Annotated in this window: 22 protein-coding genes and 2 tRNA genes; 2 read left to right on the top strand and 22 right to left on the bottom strand. The window is 71.2% G+C overall.

Annotated features, from left to right (window positions below; genetic code table 11):
- Positions 1-118 precede the first annotated feature (118 nt).
- From ACIGAQ_RS11485 to ACIGAQ_RS11440, 10 genes are all read right to left on the bottom strand, one after another.
- A tRNA-Ala gene (locus ACIGAQ_RS11485) sits at positions 119-191 on the bottom strand.
- Between the two features lie 118 nt (positions 192-309).
- Positions 310-543 (bottom strand): hypothetical protein, encoded by a 234-nt coding sequence (locus ACIGAQ_RS11480; RefSeq protein ID WP_006136074.1) that lies wholly within the window; start codon positions 541-543, stop codon positions 310-312.
- A 3-nt stretch (positions 544-546) separates the two neighbouring features.
- A complete protein-coding gene (locus tag ACIGAQ_RS11475) occupies positions 547-720 on the bottom strand; it encodes a hypothetical protein (RefSeq protein ID WP_311686858.1) in 174 nt (57 codons plus the stop codon).
- Between the two features lie 200 nt (positions 721-920).
- Positions 921-993, bottom strand: a tRNA-Ala gene (locus tag ACIGAQ_RS11470).
- A 75-nt stretch (positions 994-1,068) separates the two neighbouring features.
- Positions 1,069-1,740, bottom strand: a complete 672-nt coding sequence (locus tag ACIGAQ_RS11465; protein ID WP_399783127.1) for a histidine phosphatase family protein — start codon at positions 1,738-1,740, stop codon at positions 1,069-1,071.
- Complete coding sequence (gene rsfS / locus ACIGAQ_RS11460; RefSeq protein ID WP_311686861.1) at positions 1,731-2,177, bottom strand: ribosome silencing factor; 447 nt, start codon at positions 2,175-2,177, stop codon at positions 1,731-1,733. Before rsfS ends, ACIGAQ_RS11465 begins: the two co-directional genes overlap by 10 nt.
- 104 nt (positions 2,178-2,281) lie before the next feature.
- Entirely contained in the window at positions 2,282-4,000 is a 1,719-nt protein-coding gene (locus tag ACIGAQ_RS11455) for an LCP family protein (protein WP_399781527.1), read from the bottom strand.
- A gap of 16 nt (positions 4,001-4,016) precedes the next feature.
- A complete protein-coding gene (gene nadD / locus ACIGAQ_RS11450) occupies positions 4,017-4,760 on the bottom strand; it encodes a nicotinate-nucleotide adenylyltransferase (RefSeq protein WP_311686865.1) in 744 nt (247 codons plus the stop codon).
- 85 nt (positions 4,761-4,845) lie between these two features.
- Positions 4,846-5,010, bottom strand: a complete 165-nt coding sequence (locus tag ACIGAQ_RS11445) for a hypothetical protein (RefSeq protein WP_311686867.1) — start codon at positions 5,008-5,010, stop codon at positions 4,846-4,848.
- Positions 5,011-5,187: 177 nt separating this feature from the next.
- Complete coding sequence (locus ACIGAQ_RS11440; RefSeq protein ID WP_311686869.1) at positions 5,188-5,346, bottom strand: hypothetical protein; 159 nt, start codon at positions 5,344-5,346, stop codon at positions 5,188-5,190.
- Between the two features lie 124 nt (positions 5,347-5,470).
- Between ACIGAQ_RS11440 and ACIGAQ_RS11435 the strand changes: the two genes are divergently transcribed.
- Positions 5,471-6,595 carry a M48 family metallopeptidase gene (locus ACIGAQ_RS11435; RefSeq protein WP_362274719.1) on the top strand — a complete coding sequence of 375 codons (1,125 nt, stop codon included), beginning with the start codon at positions 5,471-5,473 and terminating at the stop codon, positions 6,593-6,595.
- A 174-nt stretch (positions 6,596-6,769) separates the two neighbouring features.
- On the opposite strand, the gene ACIGAQ_RS11430 is transcribed toward ACIGAQ_RS11435, so the two are convergent.
- From ACIGAQ_RS11430 to proB, 5 genes are all read right to left on the bottom strand, one after another.
- The gene (locus tag ACIGAQ_RS11430; RefSeq protein WP_362274722.1) at positions 6,770-7,840 is read right to left on the bottom strand and encodes a hypothetical protein; all 1,071 of its coding nucleotides are present in this window, start codon (positions 7,838-7,840) and stop codon (positions 6,770-6,772) included.
- A gap of 87 nt (positions 7,841-7,927) precedes the next feature.
- Complete coding sequence (locus tag ACIGAQ_RS11425) at positions 7,928-8,530, bottom strand: hypothetical protein (RefSeq protein ID WP_362274725.1); 603 nt, start codon at positions 8,528-8,530, stop codon at positions 7,928-7,930.
- Between the two features lie 145 nt (positions 8,531-8,675).
- Positions 8,676-9,962: a glutamate-5-semialdehyde dehydrogenase gene (locus ACIGAQ_RS11420; protein WP_399781520.1), complete on the bottom strand. Its 1,287-nt coding sequence runs from the start codon at positions 9,960-9,962 to the stop codon at positions 8,676-8,678.
- Positions 9,963-10,046: 84 nt separating this feature from the next.
- Positions 10,047-10,505 carry a hypothetical protein gene (locus ACIGAQ_RS11415; RefSeq protein ID WP_311686951.1) on the bottom strand — a complete coding sequence of 153 codons (459 nt, stop codon included), beginning with the start codon at positions 10,503-10,505 and terminating at the stop codon, positions 10,047-10,049.
- Between the two features lie 146 nt (positions 10,506-10,651).
- Positions 10,652-11,758, bottom strand: coding sequence for a glutamate 5-kinase (gene proB, locus ACIGAQ_RS11410; RefSeq protein ID WP_311686953.1), 1,107 nt, complete (start codon positions 11,756-11,758; stop codon positions 10,652-10,654).
- 328 nt (positions 11,759-12,086) lie between these two features.
- Here proB and ACIGAQ_RS11405 point away from each other — a divergent pair, with 328 nt between their 5' ends.
- Positions 12,087-14,123 carry a hypothetical protein gene (locus ACIGAQ_RS11405; protein ID WP_399783123.1) on the top strand — a complete coding sequence of 679 codons (2,037 nt, stop codon included), beginning with the start codon at positions 12,087-12,089 and terminating at the stop codon, positions 14,121-14,123.
- 72 nt (positions 14,124-14,195) lie between these two features.
- On the opposite strand, the gene ACIGAQ_RS11400 is transcribed toward ACIGAQ_RS11405, so the two are convergent.
- From ACIGAQ_RS11400 to rplU, 7 genes are all read right to left on the bottom strand, one after another.
- Positions 14,196-15,404, bottom strand: a complete 1,209-nt coding sequence (locus ACIGAQ_RS11400; protein WP_399781517.1) for a glycosyltransferase family 2 protein — start codon at positions 15,402-15,404, stop codon at positions 14,196-14,198.
- A gap of 201 nt (positions 15,405-15,605) precedes the next feature.
- On the bottom strand, positions 15,606-17,690 hold the full coding sequence (locus ACIGAQ_RS11395; RefSeq protein WP_399783120.1) for a hypothetical protein: 2,085 nt from the start codon (positions 17,688-17,690) through the stop codon (positions 15,606-15,608).
- 203 nt (positions 17,691-17,893) lie between these two features.
- Complete coding sequence (locus ACIGAQ_RS11390; protein ID WP_311686882.1) at positions 17,894-19,390, bottom strand: bifunctional cytidylyltransferase/SDR family oxidoreductase; 1,497 nt, start codon at positions 19,388-19,390, stop codon at positions 17,894-17,896.
- A gap of 342 nt (positions 19,391-19,732) precedes the next feature.
- Positions 19,733-21,283 (bottom strand): alkaline phosphatase D family protein, encoded by a 1,551-nt coding sequence (locus ACIGAQ_RS11385; protein WP_399781514.1) that lies wholly within the window; start codon positions 21,281-21,283, stop codon positions 19,733-19,735.
- Between the two features lie 274 nt (positions 21,284-21,557).
- Positions 21,558-22,991, bottom strand: a complete 1,434-nt coding sequence (gene obgE, locus ACIGAQ_RS11380; protein WP_311686886.1) for a GTPase ObgE — start codon at positions 22,989-22,991, stop codon at positions 21,558-21,560.
- A 124-nt stretch (positions 22,992-23,115) separates the two neighbouring features.
- The gene (rpmA, locus tag ACIGAQ_RS11375; protein ID WP_010041940.1) at positions 23,116-23,370 is read right to left on the bottom strand and encodes a 50S ribosomal protein L27; all 255 of its coding nucleotides are present in this window, start codon (positions 23,368-23,370) and stop codon (positions 23,116-23,118) included.
- Positions 23,371-23,384: 14 nt separating this feature from the next.
- Entirely contained in the window at positions 23,385-23,705 is a 321-nt protein-coding gene (rplU, locus tag ACIGAQ_RS11370; RefSeq protein ID WP_003990208.1) for a 50S ribosomal protein L21, read from the bottom strand.
- Positions 23,706-23,929: the final 224 nt, after the last annotated feature.

The raw sequence follows: 23,929 nt of genomic DNA, 5'->3' as shown, positions 1-23,929 counted from the left end.
CGCGCGTACGGCGGGTCTTCCTCCGGGAAGGCCCGCCGTACGTCTCAGCGCATCGGCAGGACGGGAACGGCAAGAAGGCGGGCCATCCGGATCGGATGGCCCGCCTTCTCATCTGCTGTGGAGCTAAGGAGAATTGAACTCCTGACCTCCTGCATGCCATGCAGGCGCTCTACCAACTGAGCTATAGCCCCTTGCGGTGTTGCCTTCCGGGCTTCCCCGGCGGCGACGCCAACTTTACTGGTCCTGCGGGCCCAACACCAAATCGGTTTTCCGGCGCCCGATATGACCGATTCGCCGCTCCTTCTCGTCTCAGGCCGTCACGAACGAGTAGAACCGCTTGAGCGTGCAGTGCTCCTCCAGAAGCCGGCCGTAGATCGGCTCTCCCTCCAGCTCGCGGTACGTCTCGATCGGGTCGCCTTTTATGATCAGCGCCCGCGCGCACTCCTCGCACCAGTACTGGTAGTCGGGATTGATCGGCTCCATGTCACGGACGATCGGAGTCCCGCTGCCGCACCAGTCGCACTTCCGCCTGTGTGCACCCATCGATCAGCTCCAGCTGTGGCCGCAGGCCGTGCACACGTAGGACACCCCGCCGTTGTCGCCGAGCATCTGGGCCACGTGCGCGGATCCGCAGGAAGGGCAGCTGAGGCGGGTGGACAGGTCCCGTGTCAACGCCGCTCCGAGGAGGTGGTCGACCTCCTCGAGGATGCTCGCAGGCATCGGTGCTCCTCCCGTCGGGCCGCGCCCCCTTCCGGCCGTTTGATTCTGCCACGGCCGGGCCAATACGGTCAGCGACGCCTCAGTACCAGTCCGGACACGGCGGTCGTCGCGACCGTAGAGGTATACGCCTCGGGCGGCCCATGTGACTCAACTCCGGGCACGAAAAATCCCGCCCCCTGGACGGGAACGGGATCTTGACGTGGAGCTAAGGAGAATTGAACTCCTGACCTCCTGCATGCCATGCAGGCGCTCTACCAACTGAGCTATAGCCCCTCGTGTTCCTTCCCGGCGGGCCGGGCGAACAAGAAGAACTTTAGCCTGCGACCTGCCGGAAAGTGAAATCCGGGGTCAGTCGTCGTCGCCCAGCACCGGTTCCGGCAGCGTGCCGGCGTTGTGCTCCAGCAGCCGCCAGCCGCGGGCGCCTTCACCGAGGACGGACCAGCAGCAGTTGGAGAGTCCGCCGAGGCTCTCCCAGTTGTGCGGCTGCAGGCCGAGGAGCCGGCCGATGGTGGTGCGGATGGTGCCGCCGTGGCTGACCACGACAAGCGTGCCGTCCTCGGGGAGCTTGTCGGCGTGCCGGAGGACCACGGGGGCGGCGCGGTCGGCCACCTCGGTCTCCAGTTCGCCACCGCCGCGGCGCACGGGCTCGCCGCGCTTCCAGGCGGCGTACTCCTCGCCGTGCCGGGCGATGATCTCCTCGTGCGTCAGGCCCTGCCAGACGCCCGCGTAGGTCTCGCGCAGGGCCTCGTCGTGGGTGACGTCGAGGCCGGTGAGGGCGGCGAGCTCGGCGGCCGTGCGCGCGGCCCTCTGCAGGTCGGAGGCGACGATCGCGTCCGGCTTCAGGGCCACGAGCAGCCGGGCGGCACGGCGCGCCTGGGCGACACCGGTCTCGGTGAGTTCGACGTCCGTGGTGCCCTGGAAGCGGCGCTCCACGTTCCACGAGGTCTGGCCGTGCCGCCACAGGATGATGCGGCGGCCGCGGCCCGGCGTGGCGGCCTCGCTGAAGGCGTTCACCGCCAGTCTCCGTCCAGCTCCGCCGCCTCCTCGGCCGCCTGCAGCTTGGCGTGCTCCTCGCCCTTGCCGCGCGTGGCCTTGGCGTCCTCGGGCAGGTCGAGCTCGGGGCAGTCCTTCCACAGCCGCTCCAGGGCGTAGAAGACGCGCTCCTCGCTGTGCTGGACGTGGACGACGATGTCGACGTAGTCGAGCAGGATCCAGCGGGCGTCGCGGTCGCCCTCGCGGCGCACCGGCTTGGCGCCGAGCTCCTTCTGGAGGCGCTCCTCGATCTCGTCGACGATCGACTTGACCTGGCGGTCGTTGGGCGCGGAGGCCAGCAGGAAGGCGTCCGTGATGGAGAGCACGTCACTGACGTCGTAGGCGACGATGTCGTGCGCCAGCTTGTCGGCGGCCGCCTGGGCGGCGGTGGTGATGAGCTCCTGGGAGCGGTCGGTCACGGTCACTACAAGGCTTTCGGTCGGCGGTCGTTTGTCCTCAAGGGTCTCACGGACCGCCGTGCGCCCCCCACGCGATTACGGCGCTCCCGTGGGGGACGGGCCCGCGCCGCCTAGCCGGCGGAGGGCTTGTAGTCCTGGCCGAGGACCACCGCGACGTCGGCGCTCGCCGAGATCCTGCCCTGCGCGACGGAGCTCTCGGGCAGCCCGAGCGTCTTGGCGACCTCGGCGGCGTTCGTCTTGCCGGCGGCGTCGGCGTAGACGACCTTCGAGGTGGACCTGGCTGCCGCCGTGCCGCCCTCCAGGAACGTGAAGCCGCCGTTGAGGAGCACCACGCGGGCCTGCTCCGTGTTGTCCTTCACACCGGTCGCGTTCTGGACGGAGACGCTGACGGCTGCGTCCTTGTCGGGGCTCTTGGCGGTGCCGCCGAGGACGTTCCTGACGATGCCGGCGCCGGTCTGGGCGCTGAGCGTGCCGTCGCTGCGCACCGGCAGCAGGTCCGTGCGGTAGTCGCCGCCCTTGGCGAGGTCGGCGAGCCCGGCGAGGAAGGTGCCGAGGTCCTTGTCGGTCAGGGACGGGTCGAGGATCTGCGCCAGGGTCTGGACGGTGGTGGTCGCGGCCCCCGGGTCGGAGGACATCTTGCGCAGCACGCCCTGCATGACCTGCCCGAACCGCTCCAGCTGGGCGTTCTGGGCCTCGCCCGGGGCACGGTAGGTGGCGTAGGCGACGGCCATCTTGCCGCTGAGCGTCTGGTCCCGGCCCTTGTTGACCAGGGGCGCCTCGCCCTTCTTCTTGGCGGCGGGGTCGGGGACATCGGTGTTCGTGTCGACGTCGATGGTGCCGACGAGGTCGACGAGGTTCTGCAGGTAGGGGGTGTCCAGGCGCCAGGTGCCCTGGATGTCGGTGCCGAGGACCGTGTCGAGCGCCTCGCGGGTGCCGTCGGAGCCGTCGTCCTCGACCGATTTGGCGAGGGTCGTCGTGGTGCCGTCGTCGCTGGTCAGGGCGAGCGAATTGGGCAGCAGGACGGTGGTGCCCCGCTTGGTGGTGGTGTTGTCGACGAGGAGCGCGGTGGCGGTGCCGTCGCCCTTGGTGTCGTGCAGGTGGACGACGATGACGTCCCGTTTCTGGGCGCCGGCGGCCGTCTCCGTGCCCGTCCCGGGGTCCTCGGAGGACAGGCCGGGCAGCTTCCCCGCGTACCAGAGGTAGCCCACGCCGCCGGCCGCGACGAGCGCGAGGACGACGACCAGGGCGACGATCCGGCTGCGGGCGCGGCGCCGGGCCTCCTCGCGGCGCTCGGTGCGGTTCTCGGTGAACTTCAGCCAGTCGATGACGTCTTCGGAGTTGTCGTCCGGTTCCTCGACGAAGGCGAACTGCTCGGTGTGGTACTCCCGGTCGTCGTGCTCCCGGCCGGCGTCCCGCTCCTCCGCTGCGGGACCGGCCTGCTGCGGGATGTGCGGGGTCTGCGCGGTCTGCCGGGCGGTCTGCCCGGCGGCGGGCGCCTGTCCGTAGGGGTCCTGGTGGGCGCCCTGCGTCTGGCCGCCCTGGTGGCTCCCGGAGGTGTACGGGTCGTAGCCGTACGGGGCGGCGGACTGCTGCTGTCCCGCTCCGTGGTCGTACGCGGGCGGCTGCTGCTGCCCGCCCGTGGCGTAGGGGTCGTAGCCGTAGCCCTGCTGGTGCTGCTGATGCTGCTGGGCGTACGGGTCGTAGGTCTGCTGCTGGGTCTGCTGGGCCTGGACCTGCCGGTAGACCGGCTGTCCGTACTCGTCGTAGCCGACGAGTTCGTACTGGTCGGCGCCGTAGCCCGCGGCCCCCGCGTCGTATCGGTCGTTCACCGGTGCCCCTCTCGGCTCACTCGCCGCGGTACAGCTCGCGCTTGTCGATATAGCGCACGACACCGTCCGGCACCAGGTACCAGATGGGGTCGCCCTTGGCGACTCTCGCACGGCAGTCCGTCGAGGAGATGGCCAGGGCGGGAACCTCCACGAGCGAGACACCGCCCTCGGGCAGCCCCGCGTCGTCCAGGTGGTGACCGGGCCGGGTGGCGCCGATGAAGTGCGCGAGGGAGAACAGCTCCTCGCTGTCGCGCCAGGTCAGGATCTGGGCGAGGGCGTCGGCGCCGGTGATGAAGAACAGGTCCGTGTCCGGGTTGAGCGCGCGCAGGTCACGGAGGGTGTCCACGGTGTAGGTGGGGCCGCCGCGGTCGATGTCGATGCGGCTCACGGAGAACTGCGGGTTCTCGGCGGTCGCGATGACCGTCATCAGATAGCGGTCCTCGGCCGGGGAGACGCTGCGGTGGCTCTTCTGCCAGGGCTGGCCGGTCGGCACGAAGACCACCTCGTCGAGGTGGAACGCCGCCGCGACCTCGCTGGCGGCCACCAGGTGCCCGTGGTGGATCGGGTCGAAGGTGCCGCCCATGACGCCCAGGCGGCGCTTGCCCGGCTGCGACGGGCTCTTGCCGGGGCCGTCGATCTGGCGGGTCGGCGTGGCGGCACGGCGGGGCGCCGAGTGTCGCTCGGTGCCGCTCGCCGTGTCCGGTGCCGGGTCGTGCGGCGTCTCGTTCGCCGGACCGGTAGGCATGTCCTGCTCTCCCATGCGTGCAGACCCTACCGGCCCCGCCTGAGGGCTCCGGCCGCCCCCGCGGTCCCCGGGGCACCCCGCGCGGGGTGCCCTGCCGGGCTCAGCGGTCGCGGTTGAAGCGGGTGGTGATCCACAGCAGGAGCAGCAGGATGAAGAGGGCGGCGCCACCGGTGAGGTAGGGGCTGAGGCTCTCGTGGTTTCCGCCGTGCTCTCCGCCCTCGGCGGCGAGGGTGACCAACGGGGCAGCGGTGCTGTGGAAGCTCATCTTCGGCAGGACCTATCGCGTGTGGGCGGGTTAAAGACGTCGGCTCATCGTAAGCGGGCGCCTCGGCCGCGATCACCCCGACTCCGCCTGTTCGTGCGGCGGGAGTCCCCGGGTCCGGGACCGCGTGCCCGCGCCGGCCCGGTCCCGGGGGTCCGGCGGGGGAACCTTCGCGCCGCCTCAGTCGTCCTTCCGTCTGTAGCCGCGCAGCAGGAACCACGCGGTCACCGCACAGCCCACGATCATCACGAGCAGAACGATCCGGAGGATCCCCGGCCCCCCTTGCCGGTCGGCGGCGTTCGCGGCCTCGGCGAGCCAGGCGGCGGGGTGGTGCTCCATGACGGTGGTTCCCTTCGCTGTACTGCCCGACCACCGTAACTCCGCCTAGGCTGAGCTCAGCCTCGGGGAAGCAAAGGGCCGCACAAGGGGCCGCAAAGGTCATCCAGACGCACAGGGGAGACACATGTCCGACGGCCATGACCAGGACGGGCACGAGCACGTGCCGAGCCGGCAGCGCAGGCGCTTCCCAGGGATCTCCTCACGGACGTACGAGCACCCGGCCGACCGCTCCGCCCTGGTGGCGCTGCGCAAGCTGAGCGGTTTCGACACGGTGTTCAAGGCGCTCAGCGGCCTGCTCCCCGAGCGCAGTCTGCGGCTGCTGTTCCTGTCCGACTCGGTGCGGGTCTCCGACCAGCAGTTCTCGCACTTGAACGTGATGCTGCGCGACGCCTGCTACATCCTGGACCTGGAGAAGGTCCCGCCGATGTACGTGAACCAGGACCCGCAGCCCAACGCGATGTGCATCGGCCTGGACGAGCCGATCATCGTCGTGACGACGGGCCTGGTCGAGCTGCTCGACGAGGAGGAGATGCGGGCGGTCGTCGGCCACGAGGTGGGGCACGCGCTGTCCGGCCACTCGGTCTACCGGACGATCCTGCTGTTCCTGACCAGCCTCGCGGTCCGGGTGGCCTGGATCCCGCTGGGCAACCTCGCGATCATGGCGATCGTCACGGGCCTGCGGGAGTGGTTCCGCAAGTCGGAGCTGTCCGCGGACCGGGCGGGACTGCTGGTCGGACAGGACCTCCAGGCGTCCATGCGGGGCCTGATGAAGATCGCGGGCGGCAACCACCTGCACGAGATGAACGTGGACGCGTTCCTCGCCCAGGCCGAGGAGTACGAGGCCGGCGGCGACCTGCGCGACTCCGTGCTGAAGATCCTGAACGTGCTGCCCCGCTCCCACCCGTTCACGACCGTCCGGGCGGCCGAGCTGAAGAAGTGGGCCGAGTCGCGGGACTACCAGCGCATCATGGACGGCCACTACCCGCGGCGCGACGAGGACAAGGACACCTCCGTCAGGGACTCCTGGCGCGAGTCGGCCAACCACTACAGCACGCACGTGAAGAGCTCGAAGGACCCGCTGATGAAGCTGGTCACGGACCTGGCCGGCGGCGCCGGCGACCTCGGCGACCGGGTGCGCCGGGGCTTCGGCGGCTTCACGAACTCGTCCCCGAAGCCGCCCGGGGGCCCGCAGTCGCCGGGCTCGTCGGACGCTCCGGGGGACGACGGAACACCGCGCGACGACCGCTGAGCCACCTCGCCCCGCGAGGTCTCCCGCCCCCGGCCCTGAAGTCCGAAGGGCCTCCCATGACCGCGCCGGCCCGCGACGGCTCTCCGGAGCCGGCCGCCCCGTGACGGCCTGCGACGCGCCTCCGGAGCCGGGTTCCCCGGGCGCAGCGGGGCGCCGCGGGTCCGGGGTGGGGCCTCACACCTTCGGCTGCGCGCTCGTCGCCAGGGAGCCGCACAGGGCCGTGGCGCTGCCCGTCGCGTAGGGGTCGGTGCCGGCGGGGCCGCCCTCCTTGGCGGTCTGGCCGGCGAGCAGGGGGCGCAGGTGGTGCGTGGAGTCCTCGGCGCAGGACAGCGGGCCGGCCTGGACGTAGGAGACGACCAGCTGGGCCTGGTGCAGGCGCAGGTCGTCGCGGTCGAAGCGGAACTGCAGCTCGCGCCGGACGGTGAACAGGGACACCTCGCCCTCGTCACCGGCCCCGGCGGGCCGCAGGGCGTACACGAACGTGTGATCGGCCGTGACCTCCAGCGTCGACGCGTCGGTCTCGGCGGCCTGGAGCGTGCCCTGGACGCGCACCCGGCGGTCGGCCAGCTCGGCCCGGGAGGGGTCGAAGCGGACGAGCCAGCCGGTCGGCGCGTGGCGTCCGTCCGCGGTGGGGCGGGCGAAGCTCTGGTCGAACTGGTCCAGCTGGTCGGGGTCGAGCAGCACGCGCACGGCACGGATCTCGCCGCCCGTGATCACCTCCGGGTCGAGGGCGGAGCGCACCACGTAGTCCTTGGCCGTGGACAGGGCGGTCACGACCTGGCTGTCCGAGAAGTGCGCGGTACGCCGCGAGGCGGGCAGCGGCACGCCCTCCGCGCCGGTCTTGAACTGCGCGGCGGGGCTGTGCGCGTACAGGTACGCCGTGTCGGCCGCCCCGGGCACCTTGCCCTCGGGGACGAGCGGGATCACAGTCATCCGCAGCGGCTCGACCGGCTCCCGGGCGGCGGGGGTCTGGTAGGGGTGCCGGACCCCCATGTAGATCGCGGTGCCGAAGGCGATGGCGATCAGCAGGACCAGGACCAGCGCCTGCCGGGACAGGCCCCGTCGCAGGGGCGGGCGGCGGCGCACGGCGGGCGCGTGGTCGGCCATGCGCTCCTGCGCGGAGAACTCCTGAAGGCGGGCAGCACGGACGAACGACTCGTCGAAGACGACGGATCGGTACTCGTCCTCTCCACCTCCGGGAGCGCCCTCGGGTGTCCCCTCAGGTGGGTCTCCAGGCCCGCCCATATCTTCAGGGTAGGTCGCCGCGAGCCCGGGTAAACGCCGGGCTGCTCCACAAGTTCTGACAGGTCCTCACCAAGGGGTGGCTTCAGGTCAGGGGGTGCGCGGGATCACCGAGACGGCCGGCTGGGAGTAGTCGGCGGAAGCGGAGGGGGCCACCCCGCCGCCCTGTTCCAGCCCGGTCGAGGCGGGCGGCGGCACGGGGCCCTCGCGGTTCGAGGACGCCCCGCGGTAGACCGCCGTGAAGGCGAGCGCGACCATGCCGATCCCCATCACGAGGGCGAGCAGCCAGGCGACCGGGCGGTGCCAGCGCACCTGTTTGGAGTACGGCCCCGTGTCGCCGTAGTGGTCCTCCAGCAGGTCGGGCTCGTCCAGGTCGTCCAGGTCCGGATCACGGCCGAGACCGCGGCCGTCCGGGCCGTACCCGTCGTCGTACCGCTCGCCCCTGGGGTGGGCGCGGCGGGCGGCCTCCGCCTCGGAGGCCTCGGCTCTCGCCTGCGCGGCGGCCAGGAGGCGCTCCACGGCGGTCGGCTCGTGCACCACGGCCGCGCGTACGAAGGCCTCGTCGAAGACCACGGAGGCGAACTCTTCGTCCGACACCCCGCGGTCGTGGTCGTCGTCGGGCTCGCGGCCGTCCGGAAACGGCGTGCCCCCCACGTCCTCCGGCACGGATCCAGAGTAGACCTGGGGGGTCAATTTGGGCAGACGGTATGGAAATTCATCCGCCGGTCGAGACGGCTCGCACCGGAGCGCGCAAGGGCGCGCGACCGGGCGCTGAGCCCTCCGCCGCACGCGCTTGCGCCATGCCGCCGTTCGGGTGCACCGGCCCTCGGGCGTCCGGTCAGCGGCGGACGTGCCCGTCGCCGGTGACGATGTACTTCGTGCTGGTCAGCTCCGGCAGGCCCATGGGGCCGCGGGCGTGCAGCTTCTGCGTGGAGATGCCGATCTCCGCGCCGAAGCCGAACTGGCCTCCGTCGGTGAAGCGCGTGGAGGCGTTGACGGCGACGGTGGTGGAGTCGACCAGCTGGGTGAAGCGGCGGGCCGCCTGCTGGGAGGTCGTCACGATCGCCTCGGTGTGGCCGGAGGTCCACAGCCGGATGTGCTCGACGGCCTTGTCGAGGGAGTCGACCACGGCTGCGGCGATGTCGTACGACAGGTACTCCGTCTCCCAGTCCTCGGCCGTCGCCTCGACGACGGTGGCCTTGGAGTCCTTGGCGTAGGCCTGCACGCGCTCGTCGGCGTGGACGGTGACCCCGGCCTCCGCGAGGGCGTCCAGGGCGCGCGGCAGGAACGCGGCGGCGATGTCCTGGTGGACCAGGAGGGTCTCGGCGGCGTTGCAGACGCCGACCCGCTGGGCCTTGGAGTTGATCAGGATCTCGACGGCCATGTCGAGGTCGGCCTGGGCGTCGACGTAGACGTGGCAGTTGCCGGTGCCGGTCTCGATGACCGGGACGACGGACTCCTGGACGACCGTGTTGATCAGGGAGGCGCCGCCGCGCGGGATGAGCACGTCGACCAGGCCCCGGGCGCGCATCAGCTCGCGCACGCTGTCGCGGCTCTCGCCGGGCACGAGCTGGATGGCGTCGGCGGGCAGCCCGGCCCCGCCCACGGCGTCGCGCAGGACGCGCACCAGGGCGGTGTTGGACTGGTAGGCCGAGGAGGAGCCGCGCAGCAGGACGGCGTTGCCGGACTTCAGGCAGAGGGCGGCGGCGTCGACGGTGACGTTCGGCCGGCCCTCGTAGATGATGCCGACGACGCCGAGCGGCACGCGGACCTGGCGCAGGTCGATACCGTTGGGCAGCGTGTTACCGCGCACGACCTCGCCGACCGGGTCGGGCAGGGCGGCGACGTCGCGCACGTCGGAGGCGATGGCGCGGACCCGCTCGGGGGTGAGCGTGAGCCGGTCGATCATGCCGTCGCCGAGGGCGGACTCGCGGGCCTTGGCGACGTCCTTGGCGTTGGCCTCGACGATCTCGCTCGTGCGGACCTCCAGCGCGTCCGCGATGGCGAGCAGCGCGTCGTCCTTCTCGGCCCGCGGCAGCGGCGCGAGGCTCGCGGCGGCGGCCTTGGCCCGGTAGGCGGCCTCGGTGACCGGGGACATGGAGTCGTACGGCGAGAGCGTGGTCATGAGGGAAGGGTAGTGCGCCGGGCGAGGGTGTTCCTCGCGCGTTCCACACCCCGAGACACTTCGCGAGACTCCTGCCGGAGCGGGTCAGAACGGGTGAACTCCGACGGGCGAGGCCGGGGGCGGCCCGTACCCCTCGGCGATGCGCTGGTGGTAGGTCGCGCGGTCGATGACCTCCAGGCCGACGATCTCCCAGGGCGGCAGTCCGGCGGTCTGCCGGTGCTCGCCCCACAGCCGCAGGGCGACGGCGGCCGCGTCGTGCAGGTCGCGGGCCTCCTCCCAGTAGCGGATCTCGGCGTGGTCGACGGCGTAGCGGCTGGTCAGCAGGAAGGGATGGTCGTGGGCGAGCTGTTCCAGGGCACGCCTGACCTCGGGCAGCGGGGCCTCCTTGCCGGAGACGCTGAGGGTGACGTGCCACAGGCGCGGGAGGTCCGCGGGTTCCTCGCCCTCGAACCGGTCTCCGGCCGCGACGCTGGTCAGGGCGCGCTCCTCACCGGCCGCGCGGGAGCCGGTACCACCACGGGACGCCGGCGTCCCAGGGCGCACTCGTCTCACGACGGCCTCCTTCGCTCAGTGGCGCTGCTTGTGGCGCTGCTGCGGAACAGTTCCCTGGGACAAAGTTGAGCAGGCCGCACGGGCTCGTGGGGCGGTTTTGCGGAACGTCCACCACCGGGGGCGGATGTTTCGACACATTACGGGTGCAGAACCACCAGGTCGTCCCTGTGTACGACCTCCCGTTCGTACGCGGGTCCGAGGTCGCGGGCGAGTTCCCGGGTGGAACGGCCGATCAGCCGCGGGATCTCCTTGGCGTCGAAGTTGACCAGCCCGCGGGCCACCGCGTGCCCGGCGCCGTCCCGCAGCTCGACCGGGTCGCCGGCGGTGAAGTCGCCCTCGACGGCGGCGATGCCGGCCGGCAGCAGCGACTTGCGGCGCTCCACGACGGCTTGGACGGCTCCGTCGTCGAGGGTCAGGGCGCCCTGCGGGGTGGAGGCGTGCTGGAGCCACAGCAGCCGGTCGGCGGAGCGCCGGCCGGTGGGGTGGAAGAAGGTGCCGGTGTCCTGGCCGGTCAGCGCGTCGGCGGCGTGGACGGCGCTGGTGAGGACGACGGGGACGCCGGCGGCGGCCGCGATCCGGGCTGCCTCGACCTTGGTGACCATGCCGCCGGTGCCGACGCCGGCCTTGCCCGCGCTGCCGATCTCGACGTGGGCCAGGTCGGCCGGGTCGCGCACCTCGGCGATGCGGGAGGTGCCGGGCCTGCCCGGGTCGCCGTCGTAGACGCCGTCCACGTCGGAGAGCAGGACCAGCAGATCGGCGTGGACGAGGTGGGCGACCAGGGCGGCGAGCCGGTCGTTGTCGCCGAAGCGGATCTCGTCCGTGGCGACGGTGTCGTTCTCGTTGACGATCGGGAAGGCGCCCATCGCCAGCAGCTTGTCGAGCGTGCGCGAGGCGTTGCGGTGGTGGGCGCGGCGGCTCATGTCGTCGGAGGTGAGCAGCACCTGGCCGACGCGGACGCCGTAGCGGGCGAAGGAGGCGGTGTAGCGGGCGACCAGCAGGCCCTGGCCGACGCTGGCGGCGGCCTGCTGGCGGGCCAGGTCCTTGGGGCGGCGGCGCAGGCCGAGCGGTGCGAGACCCGCGGCGATGGCGCCGGAGGAGACCAGGACGATCTCCCTCTCTCCCCCGCTGCGGACCTTGGCCAGCACGTCGACCAGCGCGTCCACGCGGTCCGCGTCCAGGCCGCCCGAGGCGGTGGTCAGCGAGGAGGATCCGACCTTGACGACGATCCTGCGGGCCTCGCCCACGGCCTGCCTTGCCCCTGCCACGTCGCCGTCCGTCCCCTCGCCGCGTTCCGGTCCCTCACCGGGAAATCTACGGGACGCGCGGGTCCGCCGCCGAGCCGGTCCACGCTACGGACGGTGCGGGCGGGGTCACACGAGGGTGGACACGGCGGTTCCGGCCTCCTGTGACCCGGCCCCACGACAGGAACACGAGATTCCGCTACGGTCCGAGCGCACGACGGGGCGCAGTCGCCCGGCCCGGCCCGAGGACACGCGCGTGTCGTCCGGAGGTCGCCGCGCGTTAACCCGTACGGCCGACCTGCGCCGAACCGACGCTCCTGGAGTGACCGCAGTGCCCGTACCTCTTCCCCGCCCACCGGCCCTTCTGAAGGGGCTGGTCACCGTCGTCCTGGCCGCCGCGTTCGCCGCCCAGGCAGTCGCGGCGCTGCTGCCCCACGTCCCGCTGCTGCTCGCGGCGACCGCCGTGTCCCTGGCCGTCGAGGGCGTCCTGTACCGCTGGCAGCGCGGTGTGCTGGCGCTGTTCGCCAAGTCGCACGCGGACATCACCGTGCGCCACGTCCTGCGGGACCTGCTGCTGGTCGTGGCGCTGCTGCGGATCGGCGAGCAGGACCGGGAGACGGTGTACGCCCCGCTGGTGGGCGCGCTGCTCGCCTTCTACGCGCTGCACTGCGCGATCCAGGCGGTCTCCGTGCTGGTGCGCCGCACCCGCACGCTGCCGGTGGTGACCCGCAACATCGACGCCTCGGCACTGCGGCTGTCCCCCGCCCCGGCCGTGCTGCTGCGCCGCCCCGGCCTGCGGCTGCTGGTGTTCGGCCTGCCGGCGACGGCCGGGCTGCTGGCCGGCGCGGCGGGCGGCCGGCCGGTCCTCGCGGCCGCGGGCATCGCGCTGTCCCTGCTGCTCGCCCTGGCCGGGCTGGGCGCGCTGCTGCTGCGGCTGCTGCCGGGACGCCGGCCGGCCGACGAGCAGCAGGTGCTGGAGTGGTTCGACGCGTGGCTGGCCTCCTACCGGCCGACGGTCGGCCTGTACTTCTCCGGCGGAGCCGCCTCTGCCTACCAGGCGAACATGTGGCTGGAGCCGCTGGCCGAGCTGGACGGCCGTCCGGTCATCGTGCTGCGCGAGCGGTTCATGGTGCAGAAGATCGCGGCGACGGACATCCCGATCGTGTGCCTGCCGAAGGTGTCCACGCTGATGCGCCTGGAGCACTCCACGCTCCAGGTCCTCATCCACCCCTCGAACTCGGGCAAGACCTCCCAGGTGCTGCGCATCCCCACGATCAAGCACACCTTCGTCAACCACGGCGAGAGCGACAAGCTGTCCTCGTGCAACCCGTACGCGAAGGCGTACGACGAGGTGTGGGTGGCCGGTCCCGCCGCCCGCGAGCGGTACGCGCTGGCCGAGGTCGGTGTCGAGGACAAGGACGTGGTGGAGACGGGCCGCCCGCAGCTGGACGGAGTGCTGCCCTACGCGGGTCCGCCGGCCGGGGCGTACACGACCGTCCTGTACGCGCCGACCTGGGAGGGCTGGGACGGCAACCCCGGCAACACCTCGGTGGTCGCGGCCGGCGAGAACCTGGTGCGGGCGCTGCTCGCCGACCCGGGCGTGCGGGTGCTGTACAAGCCGCATCCGCTGACGGGGTCGGTGGATCCGCGCGCGGGCGCGGCCGACCTGCGCATCCGGGAGCTGATCCGGGCGGCGAACCGGGAGCGGGCGGCGACGCGCACGCCGGCCGCGGCGGACCTGGCGCGCCGCGCCGCCGAGCTGGACCGGCTCACCACGGCCGACTTCCGGCCCGGGGCGGACACGGTGGAGCGCATGCTGGTGCAGTCGGCTCCCGAGCCGGGCCGCGCACAGGCGGTGGCGCGGGCGACCGCCGCCTGGGAGGAGGCCTACTGGGCGTCGCTGCCGGAGGGCGAGCACCAGGTCGTCACGGACGTCCGGCCCGCGCTGTACTCCTGCTTCAACGTGGCCGACCTGCTGATCAGTGATGTCTCCAGCGTGATCAGCGACTTCCTGGCCAGCGAGAAGCCGTACGCGGTGGCCAACACCAGCGGGCTGCCGGAGGACGCCTTCCGCGCGGCGTTCCCGACGGTGGCGGCGGCGACCGTGCTGACGCCGGACGCGGCCGGGGTGCCGGATCTGCTGGAGTCGGTCCGGCACCCGGAGAAGGACGAACTGGCCGCGGCGCGGGCCGAGCTGAAGCTGCGGCTGCTCGGCCCGGCCGAGCCGTCGTCGCAGGAGCGCTTCGCCCAGGCCGTGCGGGCGCTGTGCGCGAAGGCCCGGGACCACCGGGCGCGGGTGGCGGAACGGCTGGCCGCGGAGCTGCCCGGCCAGCGCACGGAAACGGCGATCCCGACCGCACCACGCTGACCGGCGGGACACCGGCACAGCGGGACGCCGGGACGACTGCGGGGCCGGGGGAAACCCCGGCCCCGCTGCCGTTCAGGCCGCCGGCCGCACCTCACGGGACGTCAGCACGCGCCGCGCCTTGCGCACCGCCCGCCGTACGAACGTCTCGACGCCGCCCTCCCGGTAGCCCGGGAACGCCCGGGCCTCGTGGGGCTCGGCGAGGTAGACCGCGTCCGGGATGCCCGCGGCACGGTCGCGGAAGTGCGGGTAGGCCAGGTAGACGCGGCGGCCCTTCTTCTCCAGCAGGGCCGCCGCCTGCTTCTTGGCCTTCACGAACCGCACCACGTCCAGGAGCAGGTCCGCGCGCTGCTCGGCGACCAGGTGCAGGCGCAGCCGCTCGTGGACCTTCAGGCGCTGGGCGACGCCCTCCGTCCAGTACGTGTCCATCAGCGGCTTGGCCAGCTCCAGCTTGTGCCGCCGGACCTCCTCGCTGTCGGTGGCGAACTTCGGGCCGAACTGCGGCAGCAGGGTGACCAGGAACGGCCGGACCATCAGCTGGTCGCGCCGGCCGCCCGCCGGGACGAGCTCGGCGATGAGGTGCATCAGGGCCCGCGCGGAGTCGAAGCGCAGCGTGTAACTGCCGCTCTTGGTCACGTGCTTGCCGTCGTCACGGCCGACCAGGTAGTAGCAGGTGTGGTCGGCCACCACCGAGACGCCGTTCGCCCGGAGGTAGGCCTCCATCGTGAACAGCGCGTCCTCGCCGGTGAACAGCGACTCGTCGAACCGCATGCCGTGCCGGTCCAGCAGCTCCCGGCGGAACAGCTTCTGCGCGCTCAACGTGAACTTGATGTTGGAGGAGTAGACGTCCGTCCGCTCCACCGTCTTCCCCCACATGGACTTCGGAGCCGAGCGGTTGACGCCCTCGACCTTGCCGAGGACGACGTCCGTGCCGGCACGGTCGGCCATGGCGACCATCCGCTCCAGCGCCTCGGGGCCCAGCCGGTCGTCGGCGTCGAGGAAGAAGACGTAGCGGCCGCTCGCCTTGCCCAGGCCCACGTTGCGCGGGCCGCTGGGGCCGCCCGAGTTCTCCTGCCGGATCACCAGCACGGGCATGGGCGCCCGCGCGGCGAACTCCTCCAGGTACTCCCCCGTGCCGTCCGTCGATCCGTCGTCCACCGCGATGACCTCGACGCGGTCCGGATCGATGGTCTGTGCCTCGACGGACGAGAGGCACTCGATCAGGTACGGCATCGCTTCGTACGCCCCGATGATCACACTCACATCAGGCTGCGTCACGGTCACTTTTCCCCCTAGTCAATGGGATATTCCCCCCGTATCGCCTCATTGCTCATTGGTAGACGGGTGATCGAGGCAAGCGGTTGCCTCGCACACGGGTGTTAGTGGGACACGTCACAGGGTGAACGGGCGGGGAACGGGAGAACAAAAAAGTCCGGCCCCCGAGGAACTCCTCGGGGGCCGAACTCGTCAGCGGTCGGCGGCGGTTCAGCCCGTGCCGACTCCGTCCGTGTCACCGGCCGTGGACACCCGTTGCCCGGGCACGGCGTTCGCCAGCTCGGCCTCGGCCTCGGCCAGGGCCGCCGCGTCCCGTGACTGCTGGCCGACGTTGCGCGTCTCTGCCTTGAGCGCGAGGTTCCCGACGGCGGTGTTGAACTGCTCCAGGGAGGTCGGCTCGTCCGGACCCAGCAGGTACTGCTTGAGCTCCTTGCGGTCCTCGGCCAGCGGATCGGCGGCCGGGTCGCGCACGGCGTCCAGCAGCTCGCCCAGCTCCTTCGCGCTGTTGGACAGGATCACCGCGGCACGCACCGCCGTGTTGTTCCGCTTGAACTCCTCGACGCCCACCTCCGCGGAGTCCGTCACCGCGTACGGCTTGCCGCTCGCGATGAAGTCGGAGACCACGCTGGAGATGTCGGAGACCATCGCGTCCGAGACGTTGAAGCAGTCGTACAGCCGCGGCTCGGCGCCGGTGACGACCCCGTGCTCCCAGCTCGGGAAGGAACGCCAGTAGGCGTCGTTCCACTCGGCGCGCAGCCGGGCGACCTCCTCGTGGCGGGCGATGTCGATCAGCCCGTCACGGGTGGCCTCGGCCTCGTCGCCGCGGTCGTTGCCGGCGCCGGACAGCTGCGCCAGCCGGGCCTCGATCCGGTTCAGCTCGGCCTTGGCCTGCGCCTGGGCGGCGGTGTCGGCGACGAAACGCGGGTCCATGGCGCGCTCCGCGGCGGCCTTGCGGACCAGGGCGGTGACGCGCTGGTGGGCGGCGCCGGCCTCCTTGCTGACCGTGCCGGTGAACGGGTGCGGCTTGTACAGCACGCGCACGGGCGGGTCGGCGGCCACCAGCTTGCGCACGATGTTCTCGCCGGCCAGCACGAGCGAGGTGTTGCCCGGGTTGCCGTCCCAGCCCTCCCAGGTGGGGGCGTACAGCACGGTCGGGATGCGGCCCTCGGGCACGCCCTGCCAGGTCTGGATGGGGGCGAGCTGGGGGCGCCCGACCTCGACGATGTCCTCGTCGCGGACACCGACGTCGGCGATGGCGTAGCGGTCGCGGCCCGCGCGGCCGGCCGTCCACACCTCGTCGTAGACCTTGCTGAACGGGTTGACGCTGGCGAGCTTGTCGCTGTCGCCGTGGCCGATGAAGACGTGCTTCATGGTGGGCACGCGCAGCAGGTGGATGTTCTTGCCGACGTTGGCCGCGTACAGCGCGACGCGCACCGTGGACAGGTCCAGGTTCATCAGGTGCACCCCTCCGGGCACGCAGATGACGGGAACCGTGGTGGGCGCCAGGTTGTTCAGGATGGCCCGCTCGCGCAGGATGATCAGCGGCTTGGAGTCCAGCTTCTCCATCGTGTCCAGCCACATGTTGACCTGGTACGCGGAGTCCTTCGAACCGGAGAAGTACAGCACCGTCTCGGGCCTGTACTCGCCCAGCCAGTCGTCGACGGCGGCCAGCACGCGCTCAGCGTTCGGCGGGATCTTCCGGCCGCGCACGAACGGCACCAGCGCCAGGACGTACAGGGTGGCGAGGGCCACCGTGAGGCCGATGCCGGCGAACCCGATCAGGGAGGACTTCAGCTGTGCGGCCAGGAGGATGCCGACGACCGCCGCGAGGTCGAGGTGGAGCATCTTCTCGGCGGAGCGGTGCAGCAGCCGGCGCGGCGGGGCGTCCGGGATGCGGATGCGGGACTTCAGGTCGACGTTGCGTGTGGCGACCGGCATGCGGCGGCGGTTGCGGATGAGCTGCACCAGCGCGCCGTGCGGGGCCTGCAGACCGTAGAAGGCGATGAAGCAGGCGATCGCGCCGTAGTAGATCAGGTTGTCCGCGAGGGACAGCCGGGCCAGCAGCAGGACCAGGAGCAGCTGCCGGATCAGGAAGCGGATCGACAGTCCGGCCCGGACCTTGCCGAGGCGGTTGATCAGGTAGCTGCCCTTGCGGTGCAGATAGTGGTCCGCCAGGTACGTCACGGCGGCCGCTGCCGCGAAGGCGGGAACGCTCGGGACGAGCGCGGCCAGCATGAGGGCGGGGAACCCCGCCACCATGAGGACCGCCGCGGCCAGCTCGGCCGCGCTGCCCACCCGGGCGACGCGAATAGCGGTGGATATCACGGAGAAACCTGCTCTTGAGAGGGGTGTGCCGGTCTTGGTTCTGAATGCGGCTGGTCTGTGAATATTCGCGGGACTGTATGGATTCAGGCCCCTGCGAACACCCCCGTTGACGGATCCCCGTTAACAGGAGGGCGCAGAGGCCTGAATTACCGAAGTCTAATTGGCGCCAATTATTACACGCCGTCCTGCCGGTCCAGAACCGAGGCCAGGGCCTGCTCGAAGCCCGACGCGCGGGCCGCGCCGGCCGTCGGGTCCTGCTGGCGGACGTCGATGACGTGCCCGGTCAGCTCGGAGAGCAGCACGTCGAGCGAGGTACGGGCGACCGCCTCGGAGGACAGCAGGGAACCCGCGGGCTCCTGGCCGAAGGCCTTGGTGCGCATGGGGGTCGCGGTGCGCTCGGGGTTGATGCAGTTGACGCGGACGCCGTCGCCGGCCCACTCGTCGGACAGGGCCTGGGTGAGGTTCACCATCGCGGCCTTGGTCGAGGAGTACAGGCTGTACTCGGCGCGGCCGCGGGTGTAGCTGCTGGAGGTGTAGAGCAGCAGCTGGCCCTTGGTCTCCGACAGGTACTTGTACGACGAGCGCGCGATCTGCACCGGGGCCAGGTAGTTGACCTTCAGCGCCTCCTCGATGGTGGCGTTGTCGGTCTCGGCGAGCTTGCCTATGCGCAGCACGCCGGCGGTGTTCACCACGTAGTCGATGCGGCCGGTCTCGGCGTACGCCTTGGACAGCGCGTCGTCGACCTCCTCCGGGTTCTCCACGTGCGTGCCGGTGGTGGAGCGGCCCAGGGCGTAGACGGTGGCACCGTAGGACTCGGCGAGTTCGGCGATGTCCTTGCCGATGCCGTACGAGCCGCCGAAGACGACGACGGTCTTGCCGGTGAGCAGCTCGCGGTAGGCCTCCTCGGAGACCTGCTCGGGCGCGGCCGTGGAGGCGAGCTGGAAGAGCTTGTCGGCGATGAAGACGTCGACGGGCTGGGTGACCTTCATGTTGTACTCGTCACCCGCGACGACGTGGATCGGCACGTCGGGCAGGTACTTGAGCACGACGGAGCAGTCGTCGGTGGCCTGGAAGTTGGGGTCGCCGGCGGCGACCTCGTAGGCCCGCCTGATCGTGGACAGCTTGAAGGCCTGCGGCGTCTGGCCGCGGCGCAGCCGTGCGCGGTCCGGGATCTCGGTGATGAACTCGCCGTCCTCGCCGTGCGTGCGCGTGACGATGATGGTGTCCGCGGACGGGATGGCCACGTCGACGGCCTGGTAGCGCTCCAGGGCGGTGACGCAGTCGTCGATGACGCGCTGCGACAGCAGGGGGCGCACGGCGTCGTGGAAGAGGACGTTGACGTCCTCGCCCTCGGCGAGACCCTCACCGAGGGCCGCGATGGCGCGCTCGGTGGTCTCGTTCCGCGTGGAACCGCCCTCGATGATCTTCGAGACCTTCTTGAATCCGGCCTTCGCGACGATCTTCTCGATGTCGGGCACGTAGCCCTGTGCCATCAGCACGATGATGTCGTCGATCGAGTCGGCGTTCTCGAAGGTGGTCAGCGTGTGCTCGATGACTGCCTTGCCGGCGATCTTCAGCAGCTGCTTGGGGATCGACAGACCCACCCGCTGACCGGTGCCACCGGCCAGGATCACTGCGGTGGTACGGGGCTTGGCTATGTGCTGGGACACAGGTGACCTACCTTGGGGCGACAGGGAACTTCGAAATGGTCCCACTCTTGGTTACCGCAGTGCAAGGTGAGCGCCCTTCGCCGCATATGTGCGCGCAACCTGTCATTCACCTGGTACTGCTGGTGATTGGTGAGACGGTTCCAGGGCCTCGCGAGGGTCCCTCTAATTGCTGTGAGTAACTCCACAAGGAGTTCTCGATCAAGATTCCGCAGCAATTCGGTCTCGGTGCGGGCAAGGTGACGCCCGCGCGCCCGGCCGCGCCCGGCCGCGCCCGTACGGCGGGAGCCCGGGACTCCGAAGAGTCCCGGGCTCCTGTGTGCCCCCGGCGTACCGGTGTCGCGGTCAGACGACCTCCACGCCCGGCCGGCCCGCCTCGACCCGGAGCCGGGCCAGCGTGCTCGGCGTCGCCTGCGGCTGCCGCACGGTGTCGACCACCCGCACCTGCGCGTCGATGCCGCCCCGGCGGATGTCGAAGAGGTGGTAGCCGCGGTGCGCGTCGAGCAGCTTCCAGTGCGGGTTGTCCGGCCGCCGCGGGTCCCACTCCCGGCGGAAGGCCTCCTGGTCCTGGTCGCCGTTGCTGGAGATGGAGGTGCCGACGAACTCGGCGCCGACGACCGCGGAGTCCGGGTCGGCGTAGTCCTCCTTGAGGTCGCTGATCATCGTCAGGTGCCGGTCGCCGGAGAGCACCACCGGGTTGCGGACCTGCCTGAACTCCTCCATGAACCGGTTGCGTTCGGCCTGGTAGCCGTCCCAGGCGTCGTAGAACCAGAGCTTGCCCTCGCCGACCTTGAGGTCCGTCTCGGCCATCATGATCTGCGAGGCGATGAGGTTCCAGCGGGCCGGCGAGTCCTGCAGGCCGTTCAGCAGCCACTGCTTCTGCCGCGCGCCCAGCATGGTCAGCGAGGGGTCCTGGGCGCCTTCCTGACTGGTGGCCTGATCGCTGCGGTACTGGCGGGTGTCCAGGACGTTGAGCCGGGCCAGGCGGCCGAACTCCAGGCGGCGGTACATCCGGATGTGGGGGCCGTTCGGCACGGCGGTGGCACGGACCGGCATGTGCTCGTAGAACGCCTGGTAGGCCGCGGTCAGGCGGGCCACGAACGCGTCGTGCGGCTGCTTGTCCGGATCCTGCGGGATCTCGCCGGCGAAGTCGTTGTCCACCTCGTGGTCGTCGAAGGTCACCACGAAGGGCGCGTTCGCGTGCATCGCCGCGAGGTCCGGGTCGGTGCGGTACTGGGCGTACCGGTTGCGGTACTGGACGAGGCCGAACGGCTCGCCGGTGCCCTCGTGCCGCCGCAGGGCCGTGGCCGAGGGCGTGGACTCGTAGATGTAGTCCCCGACGAAGACCACGACGTCCGGGTCCTGGTCGAGCATGTCCGCGTAGGGCGTGAAGTAGCCGTGCTGCCAGTTCTGGCAGGAGGCGAGGGCCATGCGCAGGGAGCCGCCGGCGCTGTAGGGGTGGGGCGCGGTGCGCGTGCGGCCGACGGGCGAGAGCTGACCGCCGGTGCGGAAGCGGTACCAGTAGGCACGGTCCGCGCGCAGTCCGCGTACGTCCACGTGAACGCTGTGCCCGTACTCGGGCCGGGCCTGCGCGGTCCCCCGGCGGACGACCCTTCTGAACCGGTGGTCCTCGGCGATCTGCCACTCCACCGGCACCACCCGCTCCGGCATGCCACCGCCGTTCAGCGGGTCCGGGGCGAGCCTGGTCCACAGCACGATGCCGTCCGGGAGCGGGTCCCCGGAGGCGACGCCGAGGCTGAACACCCCGTCGGGCAACGGCGTTTCGGCCGCGTGCGCGGCGGCCGGAAGCCACAGCTGGGCGGAGGCCGCGGCACCGAGCACGGCGGCGCCCGCGGTCAGAAAGCGGCGTCGGTCGGGGGACACTGCTCCGGTCATCGGCTGACTCCCTTACCTCGCTGGCCACATGGACACGGGGAAGCTTCACGCTCGCGGGCGGTCCGCCCGCTGAACGCCGGGGTTCACGTACATGACAACTAAGCAGACAAAAGAAGACCCGCCGCCAGCGCTGGAACAAGCCGTTGCCGGGGCGAGTCTGACAGGTGTTCAGTTCGAGGTGGGTGAGCGAAACCCGGGGGCGGTGGCCGCGTGGCGGGGGTCCGGGCCCCTCATCCGCGCGGCCCCGTACGACCCGTCGGGGAAGCGGCTCGGATCAGAACGGCTCGAAGTCGTCGAACTCCTGCTGCGCCTCGTCCCGCTCGGCCTGCCGGTCCCTGCGGCGCTGCGCGGCCGGACGCGACTCCTCGAAGCGGTGGTCCTCGCCGCGCCGGCCGAGCATCTCGGCACCGGCCGTCACGGACGGCTCCCAGTCGAAGACGACCGCGTTCTCCTCGGGGCCGATGGCGACGCCGTCGCCACCCCGGGCGCCGGCCTTCATCAACGCCTCCTCGACACCGAGCCGGTTGAGCCGGTCCGCCAGGTAGCCGACCGCCTCGTCGTTGTTGAAGTCGGTCTGCCGCACCCACCGCTCGGGCTTCTCGCCGCGCACCCGGAAGACGTCGTCCTCGCGGGTCACGGTGAAGCCGGTGTCGTCCACGGCCTTGGGCCGGATGACGATCCGCGTGGCCTCTTCCTTCGGCTTCGCGGCCCGGGCCTGCGCCACGAGCTCGGCGAGCGCGAACGACAGCTCCTTGAGCCCCAGGTGCGCCACGGCCGACACCTCGAAGACGCGGTACCCGCGCGCCTCCAGGTCGGGCCGCACCATCTCGGCCAGGTCCTTGCCGTCCGGTACGTCGATCTTGTTCAGCACGACCATGCGCGGCCGGTTGTCCAGCCCGCCGTACTGGCGCAGCTCCTCCTCGATGATGTCGAGGTCGGAGAGCGGGTCGCGGTCCGACTCCAGGGTGGCGGTGTCCAGGACGTGCACGAGCACGCTGCACCGCTCCACGTGCCGCAGGAACTCAAGGCCCAGGCCCTTGCCCTGGCTGGCCCCGGGGATCAGCCCGGGAACGTCGGCGATCGTGTAGACCGTCGAACCGGCCGTGACGACGCCGAGGTTCGGCACCAGCGTGGTGAAGGGGTAGTCGGCGATCTTCGGCTTGGCGGCGCTGAGCACCGAGATCAGGGAGGACTTGCCCGCGCTCGGGTAGCCGACGAGCGCCACGTCGGCGACCGTCTTCAGCTCCAGGACGATGTCCTGCATGTCCCCCGGCTCGCCGAGCAGCGCGAATCCGGGCGCCTTGCGCCGGGCCGAGGCCAGGGCCGCGTTGCCGAGCCCGCCGCGGCCGCCCTGCGCGGCGACGTACGACGTGCCGTGCCCGACCAGGTCCGCGAGGACGTTGCCCGCCTTGTCGAGCACGACCGTGCCGTCCGGCACCGGCAGGACCAGGTCCTGCCCGTCCTTGCCGGAGCGGTTGCCGCCCTCGCCGGGCTTGCCGTTGGTGGCCTTGCGGTGCGGGGAGTGGTGGTAGTCGAGCAGCGTGGTGACCGACTGGTCGACGGTGAGGATCACGTCCCCGCCGCGACCGCCGTTGCCGCCGTCCGGGCCGCCCAGCGGCTTGAACTTCTCACGGTGGACGGAGGCACAGCCGTGGCCTCCGCTACCCGCGGCGACATGGAGCTCGACGCGGTCCACGAAGGTGGTCATGGTGGGTGCCTCCAGAAGTACGTGCGAGATTTACTTGTTCAACGAGATGTACTTGTTCAACAAGCGAAAGGCGGACCCGCCTTCCCGCAACGGGAAGTGAGGTCCGCCTCGCGAGAGTGTCCGATCAGGCGACCGGAACGATGTTCACGACCTTGCGGCCACGGTGGGTGCCGAACTGCACCGAACCGGCCTGGAGCGCGAACAGCGTGTCGTCGCCGCCACGGCCGACGCCCGCACCCGGGTGGAAGTGGGTGCCGCGCTGACGGACCAGGATCTCACCAGCGTTGACGACCTGACCGCCGAAGCGCTTCACGCCGAGCCGCTGGGCATTGGAGTCGCGACCGTTCCGAGTGGACGATGCGCCCTTCTTGTGTGCCATTTCTCCTCAGTCCCTTACTTCGCAGCCGTGGGGATCTCGGTGACCTTGATCGCCGTGTACTGCTGGCGGTGGCCCTGACGACGGCGGTAACCGGTCTTGTTCTTGTAGCGCAGAATGTCGATCTTCTGCCCCTTGTGGTGGTCCACGACCTCGGCCTGGACCTTGATGCCGGCCAGCACCCACGGGTCGCTGGTCACGGCGTCGCCGTCGACAACGAGCAGGGTCGAGAGCTCGACCGTGTCGCCAACCTTGGCAGTGGAAATCTTGTCAACCTCAACGATGTCGCCGACAGCAACCTTGTGCTGGCGACCACCGCTGCGCACGATGGCGTACACGCGGAACTCACTCTCTCGCTCGGGAAACGGCACCCCCGCAGGCCAGCCACCCGGCAGAGCGAGCGGCCTCTCCTGGGCGCCCGGCGCCCGGAGGATGAGGTTTACGGGGATGTGACGTGTCAGTCGACACGCCGACGGTCAAGGTTACGGGGCTGCGGCCGAGAGGGTCAAACCGGGCCGGGCCCCGCGCCTGTGCGTCCGGTCACTCCGGACGCACAGGCTTC

Origin of the sequence: Streptomyces sp. NPDC085932 (assembly GCF_044540525.1) — a bacterium.
GTDB lineage: Bacteria > Actinomycetota > Actinomycetes > Streptomycetales > Streptomycetaceae > Streptomyces > Streptomyces levis.
This window is presented reverse-complemented; position numbering and strand designations above follow the sequence as displayed.

Excerpts from the sequence above, each read along its gene's own strand:
- ACIGAQ_RS11445 (WP_311686867.1), bottom strand. The coding sequence starts at position 5,010 with ATGAGCTTCCACAGCACCGCTGCCCCGTTGGTCACCCTCGCCGCCGAG.
- nadD (WP_311686865.1), bottom strand. The coding sequence starts at position 4,760 with ATGGGAGAGCAGGACATGCCTACCGGTCCGGCGAACGAGACGCCGCAC.
- ACIGAQ_RS11435 (WP_362274719.1), top strand. The coding sequence starts at position 5,471 with ATGTCCGACGGCCATGACCAGGACGGGCACGAGCACGTGCCGAGCCGG.
- ACIGAQ_RS11480 (WP_006136074.1), bottom strand. The coding sequence starts at position 543 with ATGGGTGCACACAGGCGGAAGTGCGACTGGTGCGGCAGCGGGACTCCG.
- ACIGAQ_RS11475 (WP_311686858.1), bottom strand. The coding sequence starts at position 720 with ATGCCTGCGAGCATCCTCGAGGAGGTCGACCACCTCCTCGGAGCGGCG.
- ACIGAQ_RS11440 (WP_311686869.1), bottom strand. The coding sequence starts at position 5,346 with ATGGAGCACCACCCCGCCGCCTGGCTCGCCGAGGCCGCGAACGCCGCC.
- obgE (WP_311686886.1), bottom strand. The coding sequence starts at position 22,991 with ATGACCACCTTCGTGGACCGCGTCGAGCTCCATGTCGCCGCGGGTAGC.
- ACIGAQ_RS11385 (WP_399781514.1), bottom strand. The coding sequence starts at position 21,283 with ATGACCGGAGCAGTGTCCCCCGACCGACGCCGCTTTCTGACCGCGGGC.
- rpmA (WP_010041940.1), bottom strand. The coding sequence starts at position 23,370 with ATGGCACACAAGAAGGGCGCATCGTCCACTCGGAACGGTCGCGACTCC.
- ACIGAQ_RS11430 (WP_362274722.1), bottom strand. The coding sequence starts at position 7,840 with ATGGGCGGGCCTGGAGACCCACCTGAGGGGACACCCGAGGGCGCTCCC.
- ACIGAQ_RS11420 (WP_399781520.1), bottom strand. The coding sequence starts at position 9,962 with ATGACCACGCTCTCGCCGTACGACTCCATGTCCCCGGTCACCGAGGCC.